The organism is Nonomuraea sp. SBT364 (assembly GCF_001083785.1).
Classification (GTDB): domain Bacteria; phylum Actinomycetota; class Actinomycetes; order Streptosporangiales; family Streptosporangiaceae; genus Nonomuraea.
The window spans coordinates 119,767-137,609 of record NZ_LAVL01000002.1 but is presented as its reverse complement, the minus strand read 5'-3'; the positions used below and the strand labels follow the sequence as shown (position 1 = coordinate 137,609).

Genomic DNA, 17,843 nt, shown 5'->3' with positions numbered 1-17,843 from the left:
GGAATTGACATTTCAACGACCGCACTACACCCTGTGTAGAACTGCGCCAATGGGGTCGCGAAAAACTTTACTCACCGGTTTTCCTATTTCCTGTATTCACCGCAGGTGCGGCATACGGAAGGTGATCCCATGCACCCCCTCGACCGGTTCTCCCAGCCCATGCTCGCGCTCTTCCGCATCGTCACCGGATTCCTCTTCAGCATTCACGGCGTGACGTCGCTGTTCGGCGTGATGGGCGGCAATCGCGGCACCGGCCAGGCCGTCGCGTTCGCGACCTGGCCGAGCTGGTGGGCGGCGCTCATCGAGCTCGTCTGCGGCCTGCTCGTGCTGAGCGGCCTGTTCACCCGCGTCGCCGCCACGCTGGCCTCCGGCACGATGGCGTACGCGTACTTCATGGTCCACCAGCCCGCCCACCTGCTCCCGTTGCGCAACGGCGGCGAGCTGGCGGCGATGTACTGCTGGGCGTTCCTGCTGATCGCCGTGCTGGGCCCGGGAGCCTGGGCCCTCGACGGCCTGCTCGGCCGCCGCCGCTCGCAACTGGTCGCCGTGCGGTCCTAGGCGGTCTCGTGGCCGGCCCTGAGCAGGCCGTAGGTGACCGCCTGCTCCAGGGCCTGCCAGGAGGCGTCGATGATGTTCTCGGCCACGCCGACCGTCGCCCACTCGGAGGTGTCGTCGCTGGAGGTGATGAGCACGCGGGTGATGGCGCCGGTGCCGTGGGTGCCCTCGAGGATGCGCACCTTGTAGTCGACCAGCTCCAGCCTGGCCAGCTCGGGGTAGAGCTTCTCCAGCGCCTGCCGGACGGCCTTGTCCAGGGCGTTGACCGGGCCGTTGCCCTCGCCGGTGGCGACGATCCGCTCGCCCTTGGCGTGCAGCTTGACCGTGGCCTCGCTGACCAGCTCGCCGCCCTTGGTGCGCTCGACGATCACCCGCCAGGACTCGACCTCGAAGTGACGCCGGCGCTCGCCGTGGACGGTGTCGCGCAGCAGCAGCTCGAAGGAGGCGTCGGCGGCCTCGAACGTGAACCCCCTGGACTCCAGGTCCTTGACCCGCTCGACGAGCTTCTTGGTGTCGTCGGCGCCGAGCTCGTAGCCCAGCTCGCGGCCCTTGAGCTCGACCGAGGCGCGGCCGGCCATGTCGGAGACCAGCATCCGCATGTCGTTGCCCACCTGGGCGGGGTCGATGTGCTGGTAGAGGTTGGGGTCGACCTTGATGGCACTGGCGTGCAGCCCGGCCTTGTGCGCGAAGGCGGAGGCGCCGACGTACGGGGCGTGGGAGTTGGGCGTGACGTTGGTGACCTCGGTGATCGCGTGCGCGATGCGGGTCATGTCGGCGAGCGCCTGCTGCGGCACCAGGTCGAAGCCCCGCTTGAGCTGGAGGTTGGCGACGACGGTGAACAGGTTGGCGTTGCCGGAGCGCTCGCCGTAGCCGTTGGCGCAGCCCTGCACGTGGGTGGCGCCGGCCCGGACGGCGGCCAGCGTGTTGGCGACCGCGCAGCCGGTGTCGTCGTGGCAGTGGATGCCGACGCGGGCGCTGGTCTGCACGGCCGCGTGCACGACCTCGGCCAGTTCGTCGGGGAGCATGCCGCCGTTGGTGTCACACAGGGCGATGACGTCGGCGCCCGCCTCGGCGGCGGTGCGGATGACCTCCAGCGCGTAGGCTGGATTGGACGCGTAACCGTCGAAGAAGTGCTCGGCGTCGAGGAAGACTCGCTGTCCCTCCGCACGAAGGTGAGAGACCGTGTCGCGGATCATCGCGAGGTTCTCCTGGAGAGTCGTGCGGAGGGCCAGCTCCACGTGCCGGTCGTGGCTCTTGGCGACAAGGGTCACGACCGGCGCGCCGGATTCGCGCAAAGCGGCCACCAATGGGTCGTCGGCTGCCTTCACACCGGCCCGGCGGGTCGCACCGAACGCGGCGAGTTGCGCGTGCTTCAGGTCGAGCTCTGTTCGAGCCCGCCTGAAGAACTCTGTGTCCTTGGGGTTGGCGCCCGGCCAGCCCCCTTCGATGAAGCCGACGCCGAGCCCGTCCAGGTGACGCGCGATAGCGATCTTGTCGGCGACGCTGAGGTTGAGCCCCTCCTGCTGTGCGCCGTCACGCAGCGTCGTGTCGTAGACGTGGAAGCGGTCGTCGGCCATGGTTCTTCTTTCTGACGGAGGTCTGGAAAACAAAAAGACCCCTCACGGACGTGAGAGGTCTGCGCGCTGGCGGTGTCCCTGCGTTAGCCAGCGCGCCTGCCGATAATGAGCAGACCGTAGAACATGGTGCTTGCGAGTCTGCCACACCCACTCACCATCTGGCACATCGGTCTCACCCTCTGGGACGGTGTCGTCAGACGGTCACCCCGGCGCCGCCGGTGATGGCCTGCTCCAGCGCGGCCGGGTCGAACGCCTCGTCGCCCAGCACGCGGCCGTTCAGCACCACGGTGGGCGTGCCCTCGATCCGGATCTTCGCGCTCTCGGCCACGTGCGACTCGGCGTACGCCTGGGAGGTCACACACTCGCCCGCCCCCTGCGCCCCGGCCCTGCTCGCCGCCCCGGCCAGCTCCTGCACGGTGAACCCGGACGCGATGCCGTGCGGGGCCGGCTGCATCGCGTACAGCTCGTCGCGGAAGGCCAGCCAGTTCGCCTCGGGCAGGCAGCGGGCTGCCGCGGCGGCCCTGATGGAGTTGGAGCGCATCGGCTCCTCGCGGAAGATCGTCACCGGGTGGAAGACGACCTTGACCCTGCCCTCCCTGGCCAGCCGCTGGATGGTGGCGTCCACCCGGGTGTGCAGCTCCTTGCAGACGGGGCAGTCGAAGTCCTCGTACAGGTCGAGCACGGGGGCGTCGCCGCCCTTGTCGGCCAGCACCATGGAGCCGTCGGGCTGGCGCATCAGCCGCACCTCGCCGGACGACGACCGACCGGGCCCGGAGAACGTCACCACGGCGATCACGACCAGCGCCACGCAGGCGATCCCCACCGCCGCCACCCTCTTCATCATCTGGCAGACCCTATCCGACCCGGCTGTGAACACCGTCAGGTGGTAAACAAGATCCATGAAGGCATACGTCCTGACCGCGTCCGTCGCGCGGTACATCCTCGACCACTCCACGCCGCCCGACCCGCTCCTGCTGGAGCTGGCGGCCGAGACCGCGAGGCTGACCGGCGACGACGCGGAGATGCAGATCTCCGCCGACCAGGGCACGTTCCTGACGATGATCACCCAGCTGGTCGCGCCCCGGGTGGCGGTCGAGGTGGGGACGTTCACCGGCTATTCGTCGGTGTGCATCGCGCGTGGCCTGGCGGGCGGGCGGCTGCACTGTTTCGACGTGAGCGAGGAGTGGACCGCCGTCGCCCGCCGCTACTGGGAGAAGGCCGGGGTGGCGGATCGGGTGACGCTCACGCTGGGCCCCGCGCTGGAGACGCTGGGCGGCTTCGGCGAGCCCATCGACCTGGCGTTCCTCGACGCCGACAAGCAGAACTATCCGGGCTACTACGAGCTGCTGGTCTCCCGGCTGCGGCAGGGCGGCCTGCTGATGGTGGACAACACGCTGCGCCGGGGGCAGGTGGCCGACCCCGGGCACGACGACGGCGCGACAGCGCTGATGCGCGAGTTCAACGACCTGGTCCGGGAGGATCCCCGGGTGAGCGTGGTCATGCTGCCGCTCGCCGACGGCCTCACGCTGGTGCGCAAGCTCTGACGCAGGGCGGCTTGGTCATGATGATGTACGAGGTGGCCGCCACGAGCAGGCCAAGCCCCCAGACGGTGTAGCCGGGGATCACGGTCAGCGTCCACCACAGCGGCTGACCGGTGCCCTCGGTCACCATGAGCGTGAGTCCCGCTATCCCGAAATATCCGGCCAGGCCGCCGCCGACCAGGAACGCGGGCACCAGCACGACCCATCGCGGCACCGCCCGCCCGGCCACCACCGGCACCCAGCCCGGCCAGATCCGCCCCCACCGGTGCACCAGCGCCAGAGGCAGCAACGTCCCGGCGAGTGCGTAGAGCGCCAGGAAGATCGGCCCCGCCGGGTCGCCCGTCCCCCACGGCCACTCGCCGAGCTGCGCCGCGATCCGCGCGACCGCGCCGGTCACGGCCACGTACGCCGCCGCGAACGCCCAGCGCGGGGACGGCTCCGTACGGGACTCCGGGCTGCGGCCGTGCAGCCGCCCGCACCTCGGGCAGGCGCCGGCGACGCGACGGCGGGCGGCCACCGCGCACAGCACGGTCAGCACCCCGCCCGCCACGCCCGCGCCCCGGATGAGGAAACCGGCCACGTCGAGCGCATTGCCGAACAGCAGGCCCACGATGTCCAGCGCGAACATGAAGCTGTAGCCGATCAGCCCCACCCCGGCCGCCCAGCCGAGCGTCACGGCCGCCCGGCTCACGGGGAGCAGGCAGGCCGTCGCGGCCAGCGCCGCCAGGACGACCGGCGGCCACTCCCCCGGGATGAACGACTCCCCGAACGACCCGAACGCGGGTGCCCCGGCCACCGCCCACCACACGTGCACCGCACCGTAGGCGGCGGTCCACGCCGCCGCGAGCCGCTTCGTCATGCCGCCGAGTCTGCGCCCCCGGGCCCGGCGCGGCCTCCCCCGGCGCGGGGAGCCGCCTCCCCCGCGCCGGGGACCCGTCAGCCTCCGAAGGCCGTACGCGTGGCGCACGTTCGCCGCGCCGGCGCCCTGCGGTGTACGTCCGCCGACGGTGCCGGGGACCGGGTGAAGTTCGTCCTGGACTACGAGGACTGACGGGTCACACGTCGAGCAGCTTGCCGGTGTCGAGGGTGTGGTCCCACGGCGCGGGCAGGTGGAGGGCCACGCCGACCGGCTCCACCGTCACCTGCGTGTAGCCGCTCACCTCGGGCCCGCCGTGCAGCTTGACCATCCGCTGGAACGGGTCGATCACCAGGTAGAGCGGCACCCCGGCCGGGGCGTAGCTCATCGGCTTGACGACGTGGTCGTCGTAGGCGTTGCCGGCGGCCACCACGTCGACGAGCAGCACCGTGCTGCGGCCGTGTACGGCCTCGTCGGTCTCCATGACCGGGTTCTGCGGCACCACCGTCAGGTCCGGCACGTAGCGGTCGGCCTCCGCGCCGATGAAGACGCTGATGTTGGGCCAGATCTCCCAGCCGCGCTCGGCCACGACCGGCACCAGCTGGAAGAGCACCTGGGCGATGATCGTGTTGTGTTGCCAGGTGCCGGGCTCGTTCACCACGATGCGGCCGCCCACCATCTCGATTCGCAGCTCGGGGAACAGGTCGCGGACCGTGCGGTAGCGCTCTTCGACAGGCCTGATCATGCCACTGCCCTCACCTGAGTGTGATCGGTTCATGGCCGAGCGTATTCCCCCCGGGCCGGGCAGTCATGGGAACGGCGAAGAACGCCTCACTCCCGGGCGGACACGGCGTCGCCGGCCCGGTGACCAGGAACATCCGGGCAGCGATCACCGGAATCGGCGCCACGATCATCAGCCCGGCGTGATCTCATCATGAACCGGACATTGAGTCTCCAGCAGGGGGAGGCGCGAAGGTGGGGGTCATGGACGGCACGCTCTACTCGATCGGTGATCTCGCCCGGCGGACCGGGCTCACGGTCAAGACCATCAGGTTCTACTCCGACCAGGGGATCGTGCCGCCCTCCGACCGCAGCCCGGCGGGTTACCGCCGCTACGACGCCGCGGCCGTCGCACGCCTCGATCTCGTACGGACCCTGCGCGAGCTGGGGCTGGGCCTGGTCACGATCCGCAGGGTCGTGGACCGGGAGGTCTCGCTCGCCGAGGTCGCGGCGGCCCACGCCGACGCGCTGGCCGTGCAGATCCGCACGCTCAGGCAGCGGCGGGCGGTGCTCACGGCGGTGGCCCGGCAGGGCTCGACCCCTGAGGAGATGGATCTCATGCACAAGCTGGCCAGGTTGTCCGAGGACGAGCGCCGGGAGCTGATCGGCGGTTTCCTGGACGCGGTGTTCGGCGGGCTGGAGTTCGAGGGCGTCCGGCGCTCGATGACGCCCGAACTGCCCGACGACCCCACGGCCGAGCAGGTCGAGGCATGGGTACGGCTCGCCGAGCTGTCCCGGGACCCGGACTTCCGCGCCTCGATGCGGCGGATGGCGCAGGACACCCGGGACGACGGCCTCGGGCTGCGCCCCGGCCCGGTCGCCCTGGTCCGCTCCCGGGCCGCCGCCCCTGCCCCGACCGCCGCCCCGGCGGCGTCGCGGCAGGCCGGTGCGGACGTGGCGGCGGTCGCGGCGGAGTACGCGCGGGCGCTCGGGGTGCCGGACGACGCCGGGCTGCGGCGGCGGCTGCTCGCCCGGCTGGAGGCGGCCGCTGACCCCCGCCGCCAGCTCTACCTGGAGCTGCTCGCCGTGATCAACGGCTGGCCCGCCCCGGAACCGCTCGGGCCCGCGCTCGACCGGTTCATCGAGGCGCTGCGCTCCGCCTGAGGGGCTTACGCCGACCGTTCACGCAGGATGGCGACGCCCTCGCCGCCGAGCTCGGCGAAGTACGGCTCGCGGCCGGTCATGGCCATCGTCAACGCCAACGTGGTCCCGGTCACCAGCGGCCCCTCCCCCGCCGCGAAGGGCCCGTCGGTCGCCACGAGGCGCAGTCCGGCCACACGCTCCTTCGCGGGCACGACAAGCCCGGACCCCCGGTAGTACCCGGCCAGTCGGTTGATCGTCCGGATCGGGTAGTCGCGCCGGATCCCCAGCGGACGCCGGATGTCCTCACCGTGCACGACCACCTCGCCGAGCATCGCGATCACCGGCAGGGGCGGCTTGGTGGTGCTCGCGACGACCCGCCGGAACCTGGCCAGCGACTCGGCCGGGGACCCGCCGAGCTGTTCGGCCAGCCGCATGGCCACCTGCTTGTCGAAGTCGAACCGGCAGCGGATGACGCCGAGCATCCACCGTACGGGAGTGAGGCTCGCGCCGGCGGTCATGTGCGCGAGCACCTCACGCACCGTCAGCCCGGCGCACAGGGACGGCGTGGCCCACCCGTCCTCGCCGAGGCCGGCCAGATCGGCTGCCAGTGCCTCGCGTTCGGCGTGAACCAGTGCCCAGAGGGCGGCCTTCGACTCCGGGCCGGTCATGTCGGGGTGTCTCCTGTCTTGGTGCTCACTCATCACGGAGGATCGACTTGCGCCGTGGGCCGAACTCATCGCCGCCTACGGGAACCCCATCTGCCGTACGTGACAGGATTCCAGGGTGAGGATCCCATATGTCCTGTTCGCGGTGGTGCTCGGACTGGCCGGGTGCGGCACGCGGACGTCGGGCGCGCTCCAGCCCCCGCCCACGCCGGCCCCGTCCTCGCACCTCGCCCGGCCCACCCCGATCCCGTCCGTGCACGTCGGGCGGCCCGCGCCGGGTGAGGCCCGCTGTCCCCGTTCGGGGATGCGGCTCACCGCGGAGGAGACGAGCGCGGCGATGGGGCTGCGGGCGCAGGGGATGATCCTCACCAACTGCGGCAAGCGGGTGCGGCGCGTCACCGGCTATCCGGCGGTCAGCCTGCTGGACGAGGACGGCGGCCGCCTGAAGGTGAGCGTCGACCGGGGCGCGCGGCAGGTCACCACGGCCGTCGAGGCCCCCGGGCCCCGGACGCTGACATTGCGGCCCGGCAGGTCGGCCCGCTTCGGGCTGGTGTGGCGGAACACCTACGACGACCCGAGCCGGCCGCCCGTGAACGGGGCCACGCTGGTCGTCAGCGTGGCCGGCGCCCGCCTGAGCGTCGACACCCCGGTGGATCTCGGCTCGACGGGCCGGCTCGGCGTCACCGCGTGGGCGTATCGCCAGGCCGGCCCCTGTCCGTCGCGCCGGGCCCACCGGATCGCGTGTGTCAGCCCACGGCTTTGACGGTCCAGCCGGTGCCGATCCGGTAGCGGGCGCCGAAGCGGCCGTCGCCCTTGCCGGGGTAGATCCACAGGTCGCCGTCGCCGTCGATGGCGACCAGGTCGGCCTTGCCGTCATGGCTCAGGTCCATGGCCGCGACCTTCATCCTGCTCCAGCCGGTGCCGGATTGGGTGCGGCCGGCAAGGGTGACTCCGTTCTGGTTCGTGTTGGCGTAGAACCAGAGGTCGCCCGAGGTGTCGATGGCCATGACGTCGGCGCGGTCGTCGCTGTCGAAGTCGGCGGGGAAGATGCGGTAACCGGTCCAGCCGCTGTTACCGATCTTGGTCTTGCCGCCCCCGTCGGGGTAGTAGTACAGCTCGCCGTCGCTGCTCTTGATGCCGTACAGGTCGGCGTGCGGGGTGCTGTTGGCGTTGCCGGCGGCGTGGACGTACTTGTCCCAGCCGGTGCCGATCTTCTGCCTGTCGGCGCTGGACAGCCTTCCGTTCTGGTTGGGATACATCCACAGGTCACCGTCCGAGCCGGACATGACCACGTCGGCCAGGCCGTCGGCGTTCCAGTCGGTGACGATCCATCTCAGGGAGCCCCACCCACTGCCGATCTTGACCCGGTTCCTGCCGCTGAGCGTGTTCAGTCCCGATCCGCCCTGGCTCGGATACATCCACAGGTCACCGGCTCCGTCGGTGATGATGACGTCGTTGCGGCCGTCCCCGTCGAAGTCGTGGTCGTTGCGCTCGGGCGTGAGCGAGAGCCCGTTCCAGGTCCGGACGGTGGACAGGACGCCGCCGAAGTGGCCGCCGAGGCCCGCGCCGCTCTTGTGCGCGCCCACGCGCAGTGCGCCGCCGGCCTTCCACTTCTCGGTGTGGCGGACGCCGGCGACGTTCCGTCCGTCGACCCAGAGGATCGCCACGCCGGTGGCCGCCTTGTACGTCACGGCGACGTGTGACCAGGCGCCTGCCGGAGCGCTGCCCGCGGGCGCGACCGCGGTGTCCCAAGCCGGACTGGCGACGTCGGACCGGCTCATGGCGAAGCGCCACGACCCGTTCTCGGCCCAGAGCCTGAATCCGGCGGTGTTGGCGCCGTCCTGGGACAGGACGGTGCCGCCGCCGGCGGTGGGCTTGGCCCGGACGCTGAGGCTGAAGTCGGCGTCGGTGACGACGGCGGGGCCACCGGTCGCAAGGGACCCGGTGGCGCCGTCGAGCTCGACCGCCGGGCTGAAGGAGTCGCCGGTCTTCCACGTCGCGCCGGCGGTGGCCGTCAGCGGGAGGCCGGTACCGGTGAAGGCGCTGTCGGCGCCGGCCGTGACAGCGGTGCCCGACGTGGCCGCAGCGGGCAGGTCGGCCAGCGGCCAGTTGTGGTCCGCCGTGGAGGTGACGAGGGCGTCGACCCAGGTCGCGAGATCGTCAGCACGGGCGGCGGTGAGCGCGCCGTCGCTCCCCGCGCTGCCGGGGCAGCCGGCCTGGCCCGCCTGGCTGAGCACGGCGACGACCTTGCCGCCGTCCAGGACGGGCGCCCCAGCCATCCCGCTGCACACGACCGGGCCGGATCCGGCGGTCAGCGCCGTGGCCGTGGCGGCGGTGAAGGTGACCTGCGCACTGCGCTGCTGGTCGCTGGTCCAGTCGGTGTCCGTCATGCCGGCGCGGCTGTAGCCGACGACGGACAGCTCGGCACCCGTGGGGGCGGCGGTGGCCGGCGCGATCGGGGTGATCCCGTCGACCGGGGCGGCCAGCCGGGCGAGGACCACGTCGCGGCCGGGGCGCGGGCTCAGCCAGTCGACCTTGGTGGCGGCCTTTCCTGGGAACACGACGTGGGTCTCGGCGGCCGGCGCGCCCTCGGGCAACTGAGGCTGGGCCGGGTCGGCGGCCACGCAGCTCGCGGCGCCGAGCGCCCAGCGTGGCGCGACCAGCGTCACGGTGCACTCCCGGCCCTCTGCGGCCAGCTTGCCGACCGCGGCCTGCGCGCCGCTGACCGGTGCGGGGCCGGTGCCGGCACGCAGTTGCAGCAACATGGTCGGCGACGCCTCCGGGTCCGCGCCCAGGCCCACCTGAGTGCTGCCGTCCGGATCCACCTCCACGGTGAGCTCCTCGCCGTCGTCGGCGCGCAGCTCCGCGGTCACCTCGTGACCGGTGCCCGCGCGCTGGCCGTCGCCGCGGATCTCGTACACGCCCGGCACTTCGAGGTTCAGCACGCCGGAGGGCGCCGTCACCTTGAAGCAGACCCGGCCGATTCCGTCGGAGCCGATGGCTTCGTCGGTGGTCCAGATCTTCAGCAGGCCGATGTCGCCCTGCGCCGGTGTGGCGCAGTCGGCCAGCACGATGTGGCCGTCGCCCGAGATCAGCCTGACGTTGTGGGCTTCCAGGATCTCCGCCGCACCCGGGTACGGGTGGACGCCGTTGTCCACCAGTGAGGGAAGCGAGATCGGGGACGCGCCGGCCGGTGCCGGGCCGAGAGCCGCCGACAAGGACGCTGCCATCGCCGCGGCAACTCCCAGCGTCGCCCAGCGTGGTGGTGCATTCATGTTCACAGACCTCTGGTGGTTTCTGTCGCGGACCGTGTCGTCATGCGGCCAGGGCGGCCATCGGGGCGTTGACCGGCATGCACTGGGACTCGTCGGTGATCACCCGAGGCGTCTTGGTGGTGAGGTCAATTGCGGTGATCTTGGTGACGTTGGGGTTTCTCAGGAGTTCCTTGCACTCTTGTCTCATCCAGACGCTCTGCTCGCGCACGTCTCTCCCGAGAATCACCTTGACCTCGCCCGAGGCGCCCCGGGCATAAGCCAGGGAAATCCGGTCCCACGCGTCATTGACCTGCTGCTGGATCTCGTCCCACGGCATCTCGGCGGGGTCCCAGTCGCCGGGCCTGCCGGACGCCTGCGGGATTCCGCGGCTGTCCATGAGGCGTTCGAGCGTGGTGCCGTCATTGTTCCTCGCGAGTTCACCGGCTTCGTCAGGTCCGGCATATCGGTACTTATCGGGCTCTATCTCGGTACGGCCGGACCAGAAGTAGGCCGTGTTCTTGACGCTGGAGTACTCGCCGACCAGCATGGCCCGGACTTCCGCGAGGACCAGCTGGTGCCTGTTGCGGATCAGTCCTATCCGGATCTCCGAGAGCGCACTCGAACTCGTTCTGGCAGCCGTGAAGGCGTTCTTGAGTGCCCGGAAGCCGACGCTGATTATCTTGCCGATCCCGTAGAAGACCAGCTCCTGGAGAGCGATCGTGCCGATATTGAGCAGCGTCCTGCTCAGTGATTGGTCGCCGTTGGCGAGGCGGTAGATCTCCAGGCCGACCTCGGTGATGGTGAGCGCCGCGCCGCAGACCAGAGTGACGGCACAGCCGATGATCGCGGGCGCGAAACCGATCCCGATCCAGGCGCCCCCGTACCGGAGCGCCTGCAGGGTCAGCGCGAGTTGCTGGGTGCCTTCGAACGCGGGGTCCAGGACGGAGTTGACGCAGTTCTCGTAGTCCTGGCTGTCCTGCGGATACAGATCGCAGAAGGCGGAGTTGGCGTACGCCCGGGTGGCCAGGTCCTCCGGGGACCCCAGGATGTTGTAGACGCAGTTCTTGTAATACTCACCCTCCTCGCTGTAGGCATCCTCCAGCCGGGTGTACTGATCACTGGTGTACTGGAAATGGCATTCGGCGATTTTCACGCCGGCGGCATACATGAGGGCGTCGGAAGATTTCCTGGCCGCTTCGACGGCGACCTCGGCGTCATGGCCGGCGATGATGGCGTCCCTGTAGGCCATGCGGGCCGCCTTGGTGGCCCGGTTGGCGGCGTCGACGGCCTTCTGGTGAGAGGTGATCGCCCAGGTGGCCGACCGGACGGCGCTGCGAGCTGAGGCCCTGGCCTTGGTCGCCGCCTCGCGGGCGGTCTTGACCGCCGTCGCCGCCCTGGTCGCCGAGGCGGCGGCCTGGCCTGCGTAGTCGCCGGCCTGCTGGGCATACCCGTCGGCCCGCTTCGCCGATTCGATCGCCTGCTGGGCGTAGGAGGCGGCCTGCCCGGCGTCGTCGCGGGCGCGGGCGGCCACGCTCTGCGCTTCCAGCGCGTCCTCCAGAGCCCTCTCGGCGACCTCGTTGATCCTCTTGAGCAGACCGGCCGTCACAGCGAGGTGGATCGCGCTTTCGTGGTCCCGCTCGGCCGCGGTGTGCTGGCCGGTGTCGAGGAACTGCCGCAGCCCCGGAGCGGGTCCGTCCAAGGCGATCTGCGCGGCCGCCTTCAGCTCCGGTCCGCTGTCCGGGTCGGCCAGGATCTGGTTGACCAGCACCCGTTCACCGGTGACCGCCGCGGTGTACTGGCCGGTGTCGAGGAAGTCCCGCAGCGCCTGCAGCGTGTCGGCGTCGAGGGCCTGCTGCGCCCGCTCCGCCAGCACGACGTCGCCGGCCGCCTTGGCCGTGGTCAGGATCTGGTTGACCTTCAGCCGGTCCGCGCTGTAGCGGCCGGGGTAGTTCTGCGTGCGCAGGAAGGTCGCGACCGTCTGGTCACTGCCGGCCAGCGCGTTCTTGGCCGCTGTGGCCAGAGCGGCGTTCTCGGTCACGCCCAGGTTCGTCACCGCGAGGCGGTTGTCCTGCGCCACCGCGCGGGAGAGGCCGGTGCGGACGAAGTCCAGCACGAGATCGTCGGCGCTGCCCAGCGCCGACAGCGCCGCCTCCTTGGTCCAGGCTCCCTGGCCGCCTGCCAGGTTCAGCGCGACCTTGCGGGCCGCCGCCACCGCCGCGGCACGTTCGGTGGCCGGGTTCACCGCCACGGTGATGAGCCGGTTGGTCTCCGCGTCGCGTTTGGCGGCTTGGTCGACGTCCCAGTCGGCGATGCGTTGCTGCGCCTCGTACTCGGCGTTGGCGGCCCGGGCGGTCTCCAGCCCCTCGTCCCGGGCCACCGCCAGGCGCTCGGCGTCGGCGGTACGCGCCGCTTCGTACACCGCGGCTGCCTGGTTCACGGTCTCCAGTGCCTGCTGCGCGGCGTCGATGGCGGCGTTGGCATGCTCGGTGGCCCGTTTCGCCGCCTCTGCGGCCTCGCCGGCGTGCTCCGCGGCGTCGAGGGCCGCGGCCGCCGCGGCCTGGGCGTTGGCCGCTGCCCGGTTGGCGGCGTCTCGTGCCTTGTACGCGGCGTCGATGGCCACCCGGAGATACTTCTCGGCCGCGCGTGCCGCCCGGACGGCCCGCTCGGCGTTGGCCCGCGCCCTCGCCGCCGCGGCGACCGCATCCTGGGCCTCCGCGCCGGCCGCGTTGGCATACCGGACCGCCTCGTCATTGGCGACCGCTGCCGCCAGCGCGTGCTCGGCCGCGGACGTGGCGGAATCGATGGCCTTCTGGCCGTTCTCCAGCGCCTTGGCTGCCGAATCCGCATTGATGGCGATTTCTCGCGTCTCCTGGGCGATCGCGTTCGCTGCCTGCGCCGCCTGGCGGGCGACACTCGCCCTGTTGGCGTCCACGGACGCCTCGGCAGCCGCCCGGTAGGCTTCGGCGGCCTTCTGGTTGGCCTTCGACGCCATCTGCGCCGCCCGTGCCGCCGCGGTGGCGGCGGCGCGGGCCGCCCGGTTCGCCGCCGCGGCGGCCTGAACGGCCACCTGCGCCGCCGCGGCCGCCTTCTGCGCCGCCTTCGCCGCCCGCTTGGCCTGCGCCTTCGCTTCAGCCATGTTGTCGCGCGCGGCCTCGGTCGCGGCAGCGGCCTCAGCCGCGGACTTGCGCGCCGCCGCTGCGGCGTCCTCGGCGCGGTCGGCCTCGCCGGTGGCGTTCGCGGTCTCCTGCGCCGCCACCTTCCCGGCCGCCTCCGCCTGGCCCAGCAGGTCTTCCAGCGTCGCGGTCTCGTCGTCGCGCGCCGACGCCACCGCCCAGCCGTAGGAGAGGAAAGCCTCCAGCGCTTCCGGCGTTTCCGCGTCCAGCGCCTGCTGGCCCGCGGCGCGGACGTTCGGGCCGCCGGTGGCGATGGCCTGGTTGATCCGCAGCCGCTGGTCGGAGTTCCACTGCGTCTGCCAGCCGGCCTCCAGGAACTCCCGCAGCTTCGCACTGTCCCCGGAGTCCAGTACGGCCTGCGCCGCCTGCTTGACCTCTTCGCCGCCGGCGCTCATCAGCTGGTTCACCGACACCCGCGCGTCGATGTCCGACGGGCCCTGCCATCCGCTCTCCAGGAACGCGCTGATCGCGCTCTGATCGCCTGCCGCGTCGGCGTCCAGGGCGGCCTGAGCCTTCGCGCGTAACGCGGGACCACCCTCGCTGATGACGCTCGCGAGCTGGTCCCGCTCGTCGAGACGCTGGGCCCGGCGCCACCCTTCGGCCAGGAACGCGCTGACCTGCTCGTCCGAGCCCAGCAGCGCCGCCTCGGCCGCCGCCCGGACCAGCGGGCCGCCCTCCTGCCAGGCCGACACCACGTGGGAGCGATCAGGGACGACCGGCGCCTCGGCATGTGCCGGCGTCGCCCGCAGCAGGCTGCCCAGCAGAACCAGGACCTCGAATACCGCGATCGTCGCCTGCCGGCGCACCGCGAAAGGACGCGCCGATCCATTCATCGCCGGCATCCACGCACGCACTTTCAGCCGCACGGCAGCCTCCGTCACCGCTCGAATTCGCACACCGGAAGCGCTGAACAGGCGAAGCCGATCACCATTCATCCAGCATCGCGGAGTATCACACGACGCTCGAACAACGGGCAACCCCGAGCGCGATCAATCAAATGTGCGGCAACGGCTCCCGTCGAGCCAGAATGGCGGCGCGAAATGTGGCAGTGCGCCGCTGGAGCGCTTCTGAGCTGCGTGAACACCCGACATACCGGCAACATACCGGGCTCGGCTAATCTGGCCTCGTCGCACACCCATTCCCTGGTCGGCATGCCGGACGACAACGCTCAACACGGATTCGCTTTTCCTCGCGGGCCGAGAAAAGAATCGGCCTGCCGATTTCAGCGGGCCTGCAATTCGACGCACGGGAAAACTCGGCGAAACGTTGCGCCTCCAGTGCCATGCCCAGGTCGCCGCCGATCCCGGCATCTCCCGATTGGGCTCATCCGGCGCCTCGGCCAGGTGGGACCGGAACGCGGTGTTCAGGCCGCGCCCCACCGGTGTTGCCGGCCAGTTCGCCCCGGGTCGAGTTCGGGAGAGGCGGGCTCGCGTGGCGTCGCCCATCACGGCCATCGCGTCGGCCCGAGCGTACAAGCGGTCGACGACCGGGCGACCGAGCGCGCCCGATGCGGCAGAGACCGCGATCATGGCATGGCGAAGCTGCGCCCAGGGGACGACCGGGGCGCAGCGAAGACCTGGACGACTAAAGGATCTTGTGGATCCAGTTGTGCGTGTCCGGACGGGACCCGTACTGGATGCCCACCAGTTCCTCGCGGATCCGCATGGTCACCGCGCCCGGCGTTCCGTCTCCCACGGTCCAGGCCCGGTCGGCGCCCTTGACGGACCCCACGGGCGTGACGACCGCCGCCGTGCCGCACGCGAACACCTCGGTGAGCTCCCCGGACTCGCACCCGGCCTGCCACTCGTCGGTGCTGATCAGCCGCTCCTCCGCCTCCAGCCCCAGTTCCTCGGCCAGCCCCAGGATGGAGTCCCGGGTGATGCCGGGCAGCAGCGTCCCGGTCAGGGCCGGGGTGACCAGCTTGTTCCCGAACACGAAGAACAGGTTCATCCCCCCCATCTCCTCCACGTACCGGTGCTCATGCGCGTCCAGCCACACGACCTGGTCGCAGCCCTGCGCCACGGCCTCCCGCTGGGCCACGAACGCCGCCGCGTAGTTCCCCCCGCACTTCGCGAACCCCGTCCCGCCGGGGGCGGCGCGCGTGTACTCGGTGGACAGCCACACCGAGACCGGCTTGATCCCGCCGGTGAAGTACGAAGCCGCCGGCGAGGCGATCACCAGGTACTTGTACGTCTTGGACGGATAGTTCACCCCAAGCCCCACCTGGGTGGCGATGATGAAGGGCCGCAGGTAGAGGCTGTGCCCCTCGGTCGTGGGCACCCACTCCCGGTCGGTCTGCACCAGCAGCTCCAGCGACTCGACGAACGCCTCCTCGGGCAGCTCGGGCATCGCCATCCGCAACGCGGACCGGTTGAACCTGGAGGCATTGGCATAAGGCCGGAACGTCACCACGGACCCGTTGACCTGCCGGTACGCCTTGAGGCCCTCGAACAGCTCCTGCGCGTAGTGGAAGACGGACGTGGCCGGGTCCAGGCTGAGCGGCCCGTACGGCTGCAGGCGGGCGTCGTGCCAGCCCTCGCCCTCGGTGTAGTCGATGGAGATCATGTGGTCGGTGAAGACCTGGCCGAAGCCCGGGTTCGCCAGTACCTGCTCGCGCTCGGCCGCGGTGCGAGCGTGGTCGGATAGCTGCACGTCGAAGCTGAGCTTCTGAGCGATGGTCATGACGCGGGTCCTTCTCTCTGCGATTCGTGCGGGTGCTGCCGCGGAACGGCAGTCCGTACTTCTTATTGTCTCGCTATTTGGGATGGCAAGGGATAGATGCCCGTTTGGACATGAAAAAGCGCCTGGCGGGTCCTCGGTGCGGACCGCCAGGCGCTGCTGAGCAGGGGCGGCCCCTAGCTCGATACTCGCGCGGTGATGTCGTCGCCGATCTCGTGGGTGGTGCGGCCGGACCAGCCGGCCAGGCGCTCGACGATGTCGTCGGCGACGGCCTGCTCGACCTTGGCCGCCTCGGCGCCGAGGCCGAGGTGCTCCAGGAGCATGGCGACGGACAGGATCGTGGCGGTGGGGTCGGCCTTGCCCTGCCCGGCGATGTCGGGCGCGCTGCCGTGCACCGGCTCGAACATGCTGGGCGCGGTGCGCTCGGGGTTGATGTTGCCGCTGGCGGCCAGGCCGATGCCGCCGGCGATGGCGGCGCCCAGGTCGGTGATGATGTCGCCGAACAGGTTGTCGGTGACGATGACGTCGAACCGCTCGGGCTGGCTGACGAAGAACATCGAGGCCGCGTCGATGTGGCTGTAGTCGGTGGTGACGTCGGGGTATTCCTCGGCCACCTGGTTGACGGTGCGCTGCCAGAGGTCGCCGGCGAAGGTGAGCACGTTGGTCTTGTGGACCAGCGTGAGCTTCTTGCGCGGGCGCGAGCGCGCCTTCTCGAACGCGTAACGCACCACGCGCTCGACGCCGTGGGCGGTGTTGAGCGACTCCTGGGTGGCGATCTCGTACGGGGTGCCGCGCCGCATGGTGCCGCCGGTGCCGGCGTAGAGGCCCTCGGTGCCCTCGCGGATCACGATCATGTCGATGTCCTCCGCCGGGGTGTCGGCGAGGGGCGTCTCGATGCCGGGGAAGAGCTTGACCGGGCGCAGGTTGACGTAGTGGTCGAACTCGAAGCGGAGGCGCAGCAGCAGGTCGCGCTCCAGGATGCCGGGGGGCACGCTGGGGTCGCCGACGGCGCCGAGCAGGATCGCGTCGTAGCCGCGAAGCTCCTGCAGCACCGGGTCGGGCAGGGTCTCGCCGGTGCGGTGGTAGCGGGCGGCGCCCAGGTCGTAATGGGTGGCTTCGACCTTGGTCCCGACCGCTTCGAGGACCTTGAGACCTTCGGCCACGACCTCGGTGCCGATGCCGTCACCAGGGATGACTGCCAGACGAATGTTGCGCGACTCCATGGGCGTACCTTACCGGCTCGTCTCGGCTGACGAACACTTGATCTCAGCGGCTGGGATGAGGCGCGCCGCCGTTGTCGCGGCGGTCCAGAGCGGTCTGCAGGGCCTCGGCGGCCTCGTTCTCGTGCTCGTCGGCGCCGTTCCAGGCATACATCTCGTACATGTGACTCATCTCGTTTCGCGAGGCGTCGGGAATGGGAAGTCGGATCCCGGTCGCGAACCCGACCGGGCCTGAATTCGCGGTCCGGGTCACGGACCGGCGAAGGGGACTTACCGGCCGACGAACGCCACTCACCGCGGCGAGTCGTCGACCTGCCCTAACAGGCCCCGCCGCGGCAGGTAATGAGTACGAGAACCTGGCGCATTACCCGCCACACTACCAGCGACGTCTCGTTGGATGTCCTACTATCTCGCATCCTGAGACGACCTGAGACAAGGAAAGAGGGGCTGCCGGCGCGGC

13 protein-coding genes are annotated in these 17,843 nt (G+C 70.8%); 4 read left to right on the top strand and 9 right to left on the bottom strand.

Features of this window, described 5'->3' with window-relative positions:
- Nucleotides 1-129: 129 nt before the first annotated feature.
- Nucleotides 130-558: a DoxX family protein gene (locus tag ADY59_RS02045; protein ID WP_049556885.1), complete on the top strand. Its 429-nt coding sequence runs from the start codon at nucleotides 130-132 to the stop codon at nucleotides 556-558.
- Here ADY59_RS02045 and cimA read toward each other — a convergent pair.
- A complete protein-coding gene (cimA, locus tag ADY59_RS02040) occupies nucleotides 555-2,132 on the bottom strand; it encodes a citramalate synthase (RefSeq protein WP_049556883.1) in 1,578 nt (525 codons plus the stop codon). The genes ADY59_RS02045 and cimA overlap by 4 nt on opposite strands.
- A gap of 193 nt (nucleotides 2,133-2,325) precedes the next feature.
- Nucleotides 2,326-2,976 carry a DsbA family protein gene (locus ADY59_RS02035; protein ID WP_197093394.1) on the bottom strand — a complete coding sequence of 217 codons (651 nt, stop codon included), beginning with the start codon at nucleotides 2,974-2,976 and terminating at the stop codon, nucleotides 2,326-2,328.
- A gap of 55 nt (nucleotides 2,977-3,031) precedes the next feature.
- Here ADY59_RS02035 and ADY59_RS02030 point away from each other — a divergent pair, with 55 nt between their 5' ends.
- Nucleotides 3,032-3,676 (top strand): O-methyltransferase, encoded by a 645-nt coding sequence (locus ADY59_RS02030; protein WP_049556876.1) that lies wholly within the window; start codon nucleotides 3,032-3,034, stop codon nucleotides 3,674-3,676.
- On the opposite strand, the gene ADY59_RS02025 is transcribed toward ADY59_RS02030, so the two are convergent.
- On the bottom strand, nucleotides 3,654-4,532 hold the full coding sequence (locus ADY59_RS02025) for a hypothetical protein (protein ID WP_049556875.1): 879 nt from the start codon (nucleotides 4,530-4,532) through the stop codon (nucleotides 3,654-3,656). The two genes, ADY59_RS02030 and ADY59_RS02025, sit on opposite strands and share 23 nt — an antisense overlap.
- 196 nt (nucleotides 4,533-4,728) lie before the next feature.
- Entirely contained in the window at nucleotides 4,729-5,274 is a 546-nt protein-coding gene (locus tag ADY59_RS02020; protein ID WP_049556873.1) for a Uma2 family endonuclease, read from the bottom strand.
- A gap of 239 nt (nucleotides 5,275-5,513) precedes the next feature.
- Between ADY59_RS02020 and ADY59_RS02015 the strand changes: the two genes are divergently transcribed.
- Entirely contained in the window at nucleotides 5,514-6,413 is a 900-nt protein-coding gene (locus ADY59_RS02015) for a MerR family transcriptional regulator (RefSeq protein WP_049556870.1), read from the top strand.
- A 5-nt stretch (nucleotides 6,414-6,418) separates the two neighbouring features.
- On the opposite strand, the gene ADY59_RS02010 is transcribed toward ADY59_RS02015, so the two are convergent.
- Nucleotides 6,419-7,093: a maleylpyruvate isomerase family mycothiol-dependent enzyme gene (locus ADY59_RS02010; RefSeq protein ID WP_442937663.1), complete on the bottom strand. Its 675-nt coding sequence runs from the start codon at nucleotides 7,091-7,093 to the stop codon at nucleotides 6,419-6,421.
- 82 nt (nucleotides 7,094-7,175) lie between these two features.
- Here ADY59_RS02010 and ADY59_RS02005 point away from each other — a divergent pair, with 82 nt between their 5' ends.
- On the top strand, nucleotides 7,176-7,820 hold the full coding sequence (locus tag ADY59_RS02005; RefSeq protein WP_049556866.1) for a DUF4232 domain-containing protein: 645 nt from the start codon (nucleotides 7,176-7,178) through the stop codon (nucleotides 7,818-7,820).
- Here the strand turns inward: ADY59_RS02005 and ADY59_RS47385 are convergent.
- The 4 genes from ADY59_RS47385 to ADY59_RS01985 form a co-directional block, all read right to left on the bottom strand.
- Nucleotides 7,804-10,287, bottom strand: coding sequence for an FG-GAP-like repeat-containing protein (locus ADY59_RS47385; RefSeq protein WP_197093393.1), 2,484 nt, complete (start codon nucleotides 10,285-10,287; stop codon nucleotides 7,804-7,806). The two genes, ADY59_RS02005 and ADY59_RS47385, sit on opposite strands and share 17 nt — an antisense overlap.
- Before the next feature lie 85 nt (nucleotides 10,288-10,372).
- A complete protein-coding gene (locus ADY59_RS01995; protein WP_197093392.1) occupies nucleotides 10,373-14,317 on the bottom strand; it encodes an ALF repeat-containing protein in 3,945 nt (1,314 codons plus the stop codon).
- A 751-nt stretch (nucleotides 14,318-15,068) separates the two neighbouring features.
- Nucleotides 15,069-16,166, bottom strand: a complete 1,098-nt coding sequence (locus ADY59_RS01990) for a branched-chain amino acid aminotransferase (RefSeq protein ID WP_049556864.1) — start codon at nucleotides 16,164-16,166, stop codon at nucleotides 15,069-15,071.
- A 173-nt stretch (nucleotides 16,167-16,339) separates the two neighbouring features.
- A complete protein-coding gene (locus tag ADY59_RS01985; protein ID WP_049556863.1) occupies nucleotides 16,340-17,386 on the bottom strand; it encodes a 3-isopropylmalate dehydrogenase in 1,047 nt (348 codons plus the stop codon).
- Nucleotides 17,387-17,843: the final 457 nt, after the last annotated feature.

What these genes read in the sequence shown, in the direction of transcription:
- ADY59_RS02010 (WP_442937663.1), bottom strand. Translation starts at nt 7,093, where the DNA reads ATGAGTGAGCACCAAGACAGGAGACACCCCGACATGACCGGCCCGGAG.
- ADY59_RS01990 (WP_049556864.1), bottom strand. Translation starts at nt 16,166, where the DNA reads ATGACCATCGCTCAGAAGCTCAGCTTCGACGTGCAGCTATCCGACCAC.
- ADY59_RS47385 (WP_197093393.1), bottom strand. Translation starts at nt 10,287, where the DNA reads ATGGCAGCGTCCTTGTCGGCGGCTCTCGGCCCGGCACCGGCCGGCGCG.
- ADY59_RS01995 (WP_197093392.1), bottom strand. Translation starts at nt 14,317, where the DNA reads ATGAATGGATCGGCGCGTCCTTTCGCGGTGCGCCGGCAGGCGACGATC.
- cimA (WP_049556883.1), bottom strand. Translation starts at nt 2,132, where the DNA reads ATGGCCGACGACCGCTTCCACGTCTACGACACGACGCTGCGTGACGGC.
- ADY59_RS02030 (WP_049556876.1), top strand. Translation starts at nt 3,032, where the DNA reads ATGAAGGCATACGTCCTGACCGCGTCCGTCGCGCGGTACATCCTCGAC.
- ADY59_RS02045 (WP_049556885.1), top strand. Translation starts at nt 130, where the DNA reads ATGCACCCCCTCGACCGGTTCTCCCAGCCCATGCTCGCGCTCTTCCGC.
- ADY59_RS01985 (WP_049556863.1), bottom strand. Translation starts at nt 17,386, where the DNA reads ATGGAGTCGCGCAACATTCGTCTGGCAGTCATCCCTGGTGACGGCATC.
- ADY59_RS02020 (WP_049556873.1), bottom strand. Translation starts at nt 5,274, where the DNA reads ATGATCAGGCCTGTCGAAGAGCGCTACCGCACGGTCCGCGACCTGTTC.
- ADY59_RS02015 (WP_049556870.1), top strand. Translation starts at nt 5,514, where the DNA reads ATGGACGGCACGCTCTACTCGATCGGTGATCTCGCCCGGCGGACCGGG.
- ADY59_RS02035 (WP_197093394.1), bottom strand. Translation starts at nt 2,976, where the DNA reads ATGATGAAGAGGGTGGCGGCGGTGGGGATCGCCTGCGTGGCGCTGGTC.
- ADY59_RS02025 (WP_049556875.1), bottom strand. Translation starts at nt 4,532, where the DNA reads ATGACGAAGCGGCTCGCGGCGGCGTGGACCGCCGCCTACGGTGCGGTG.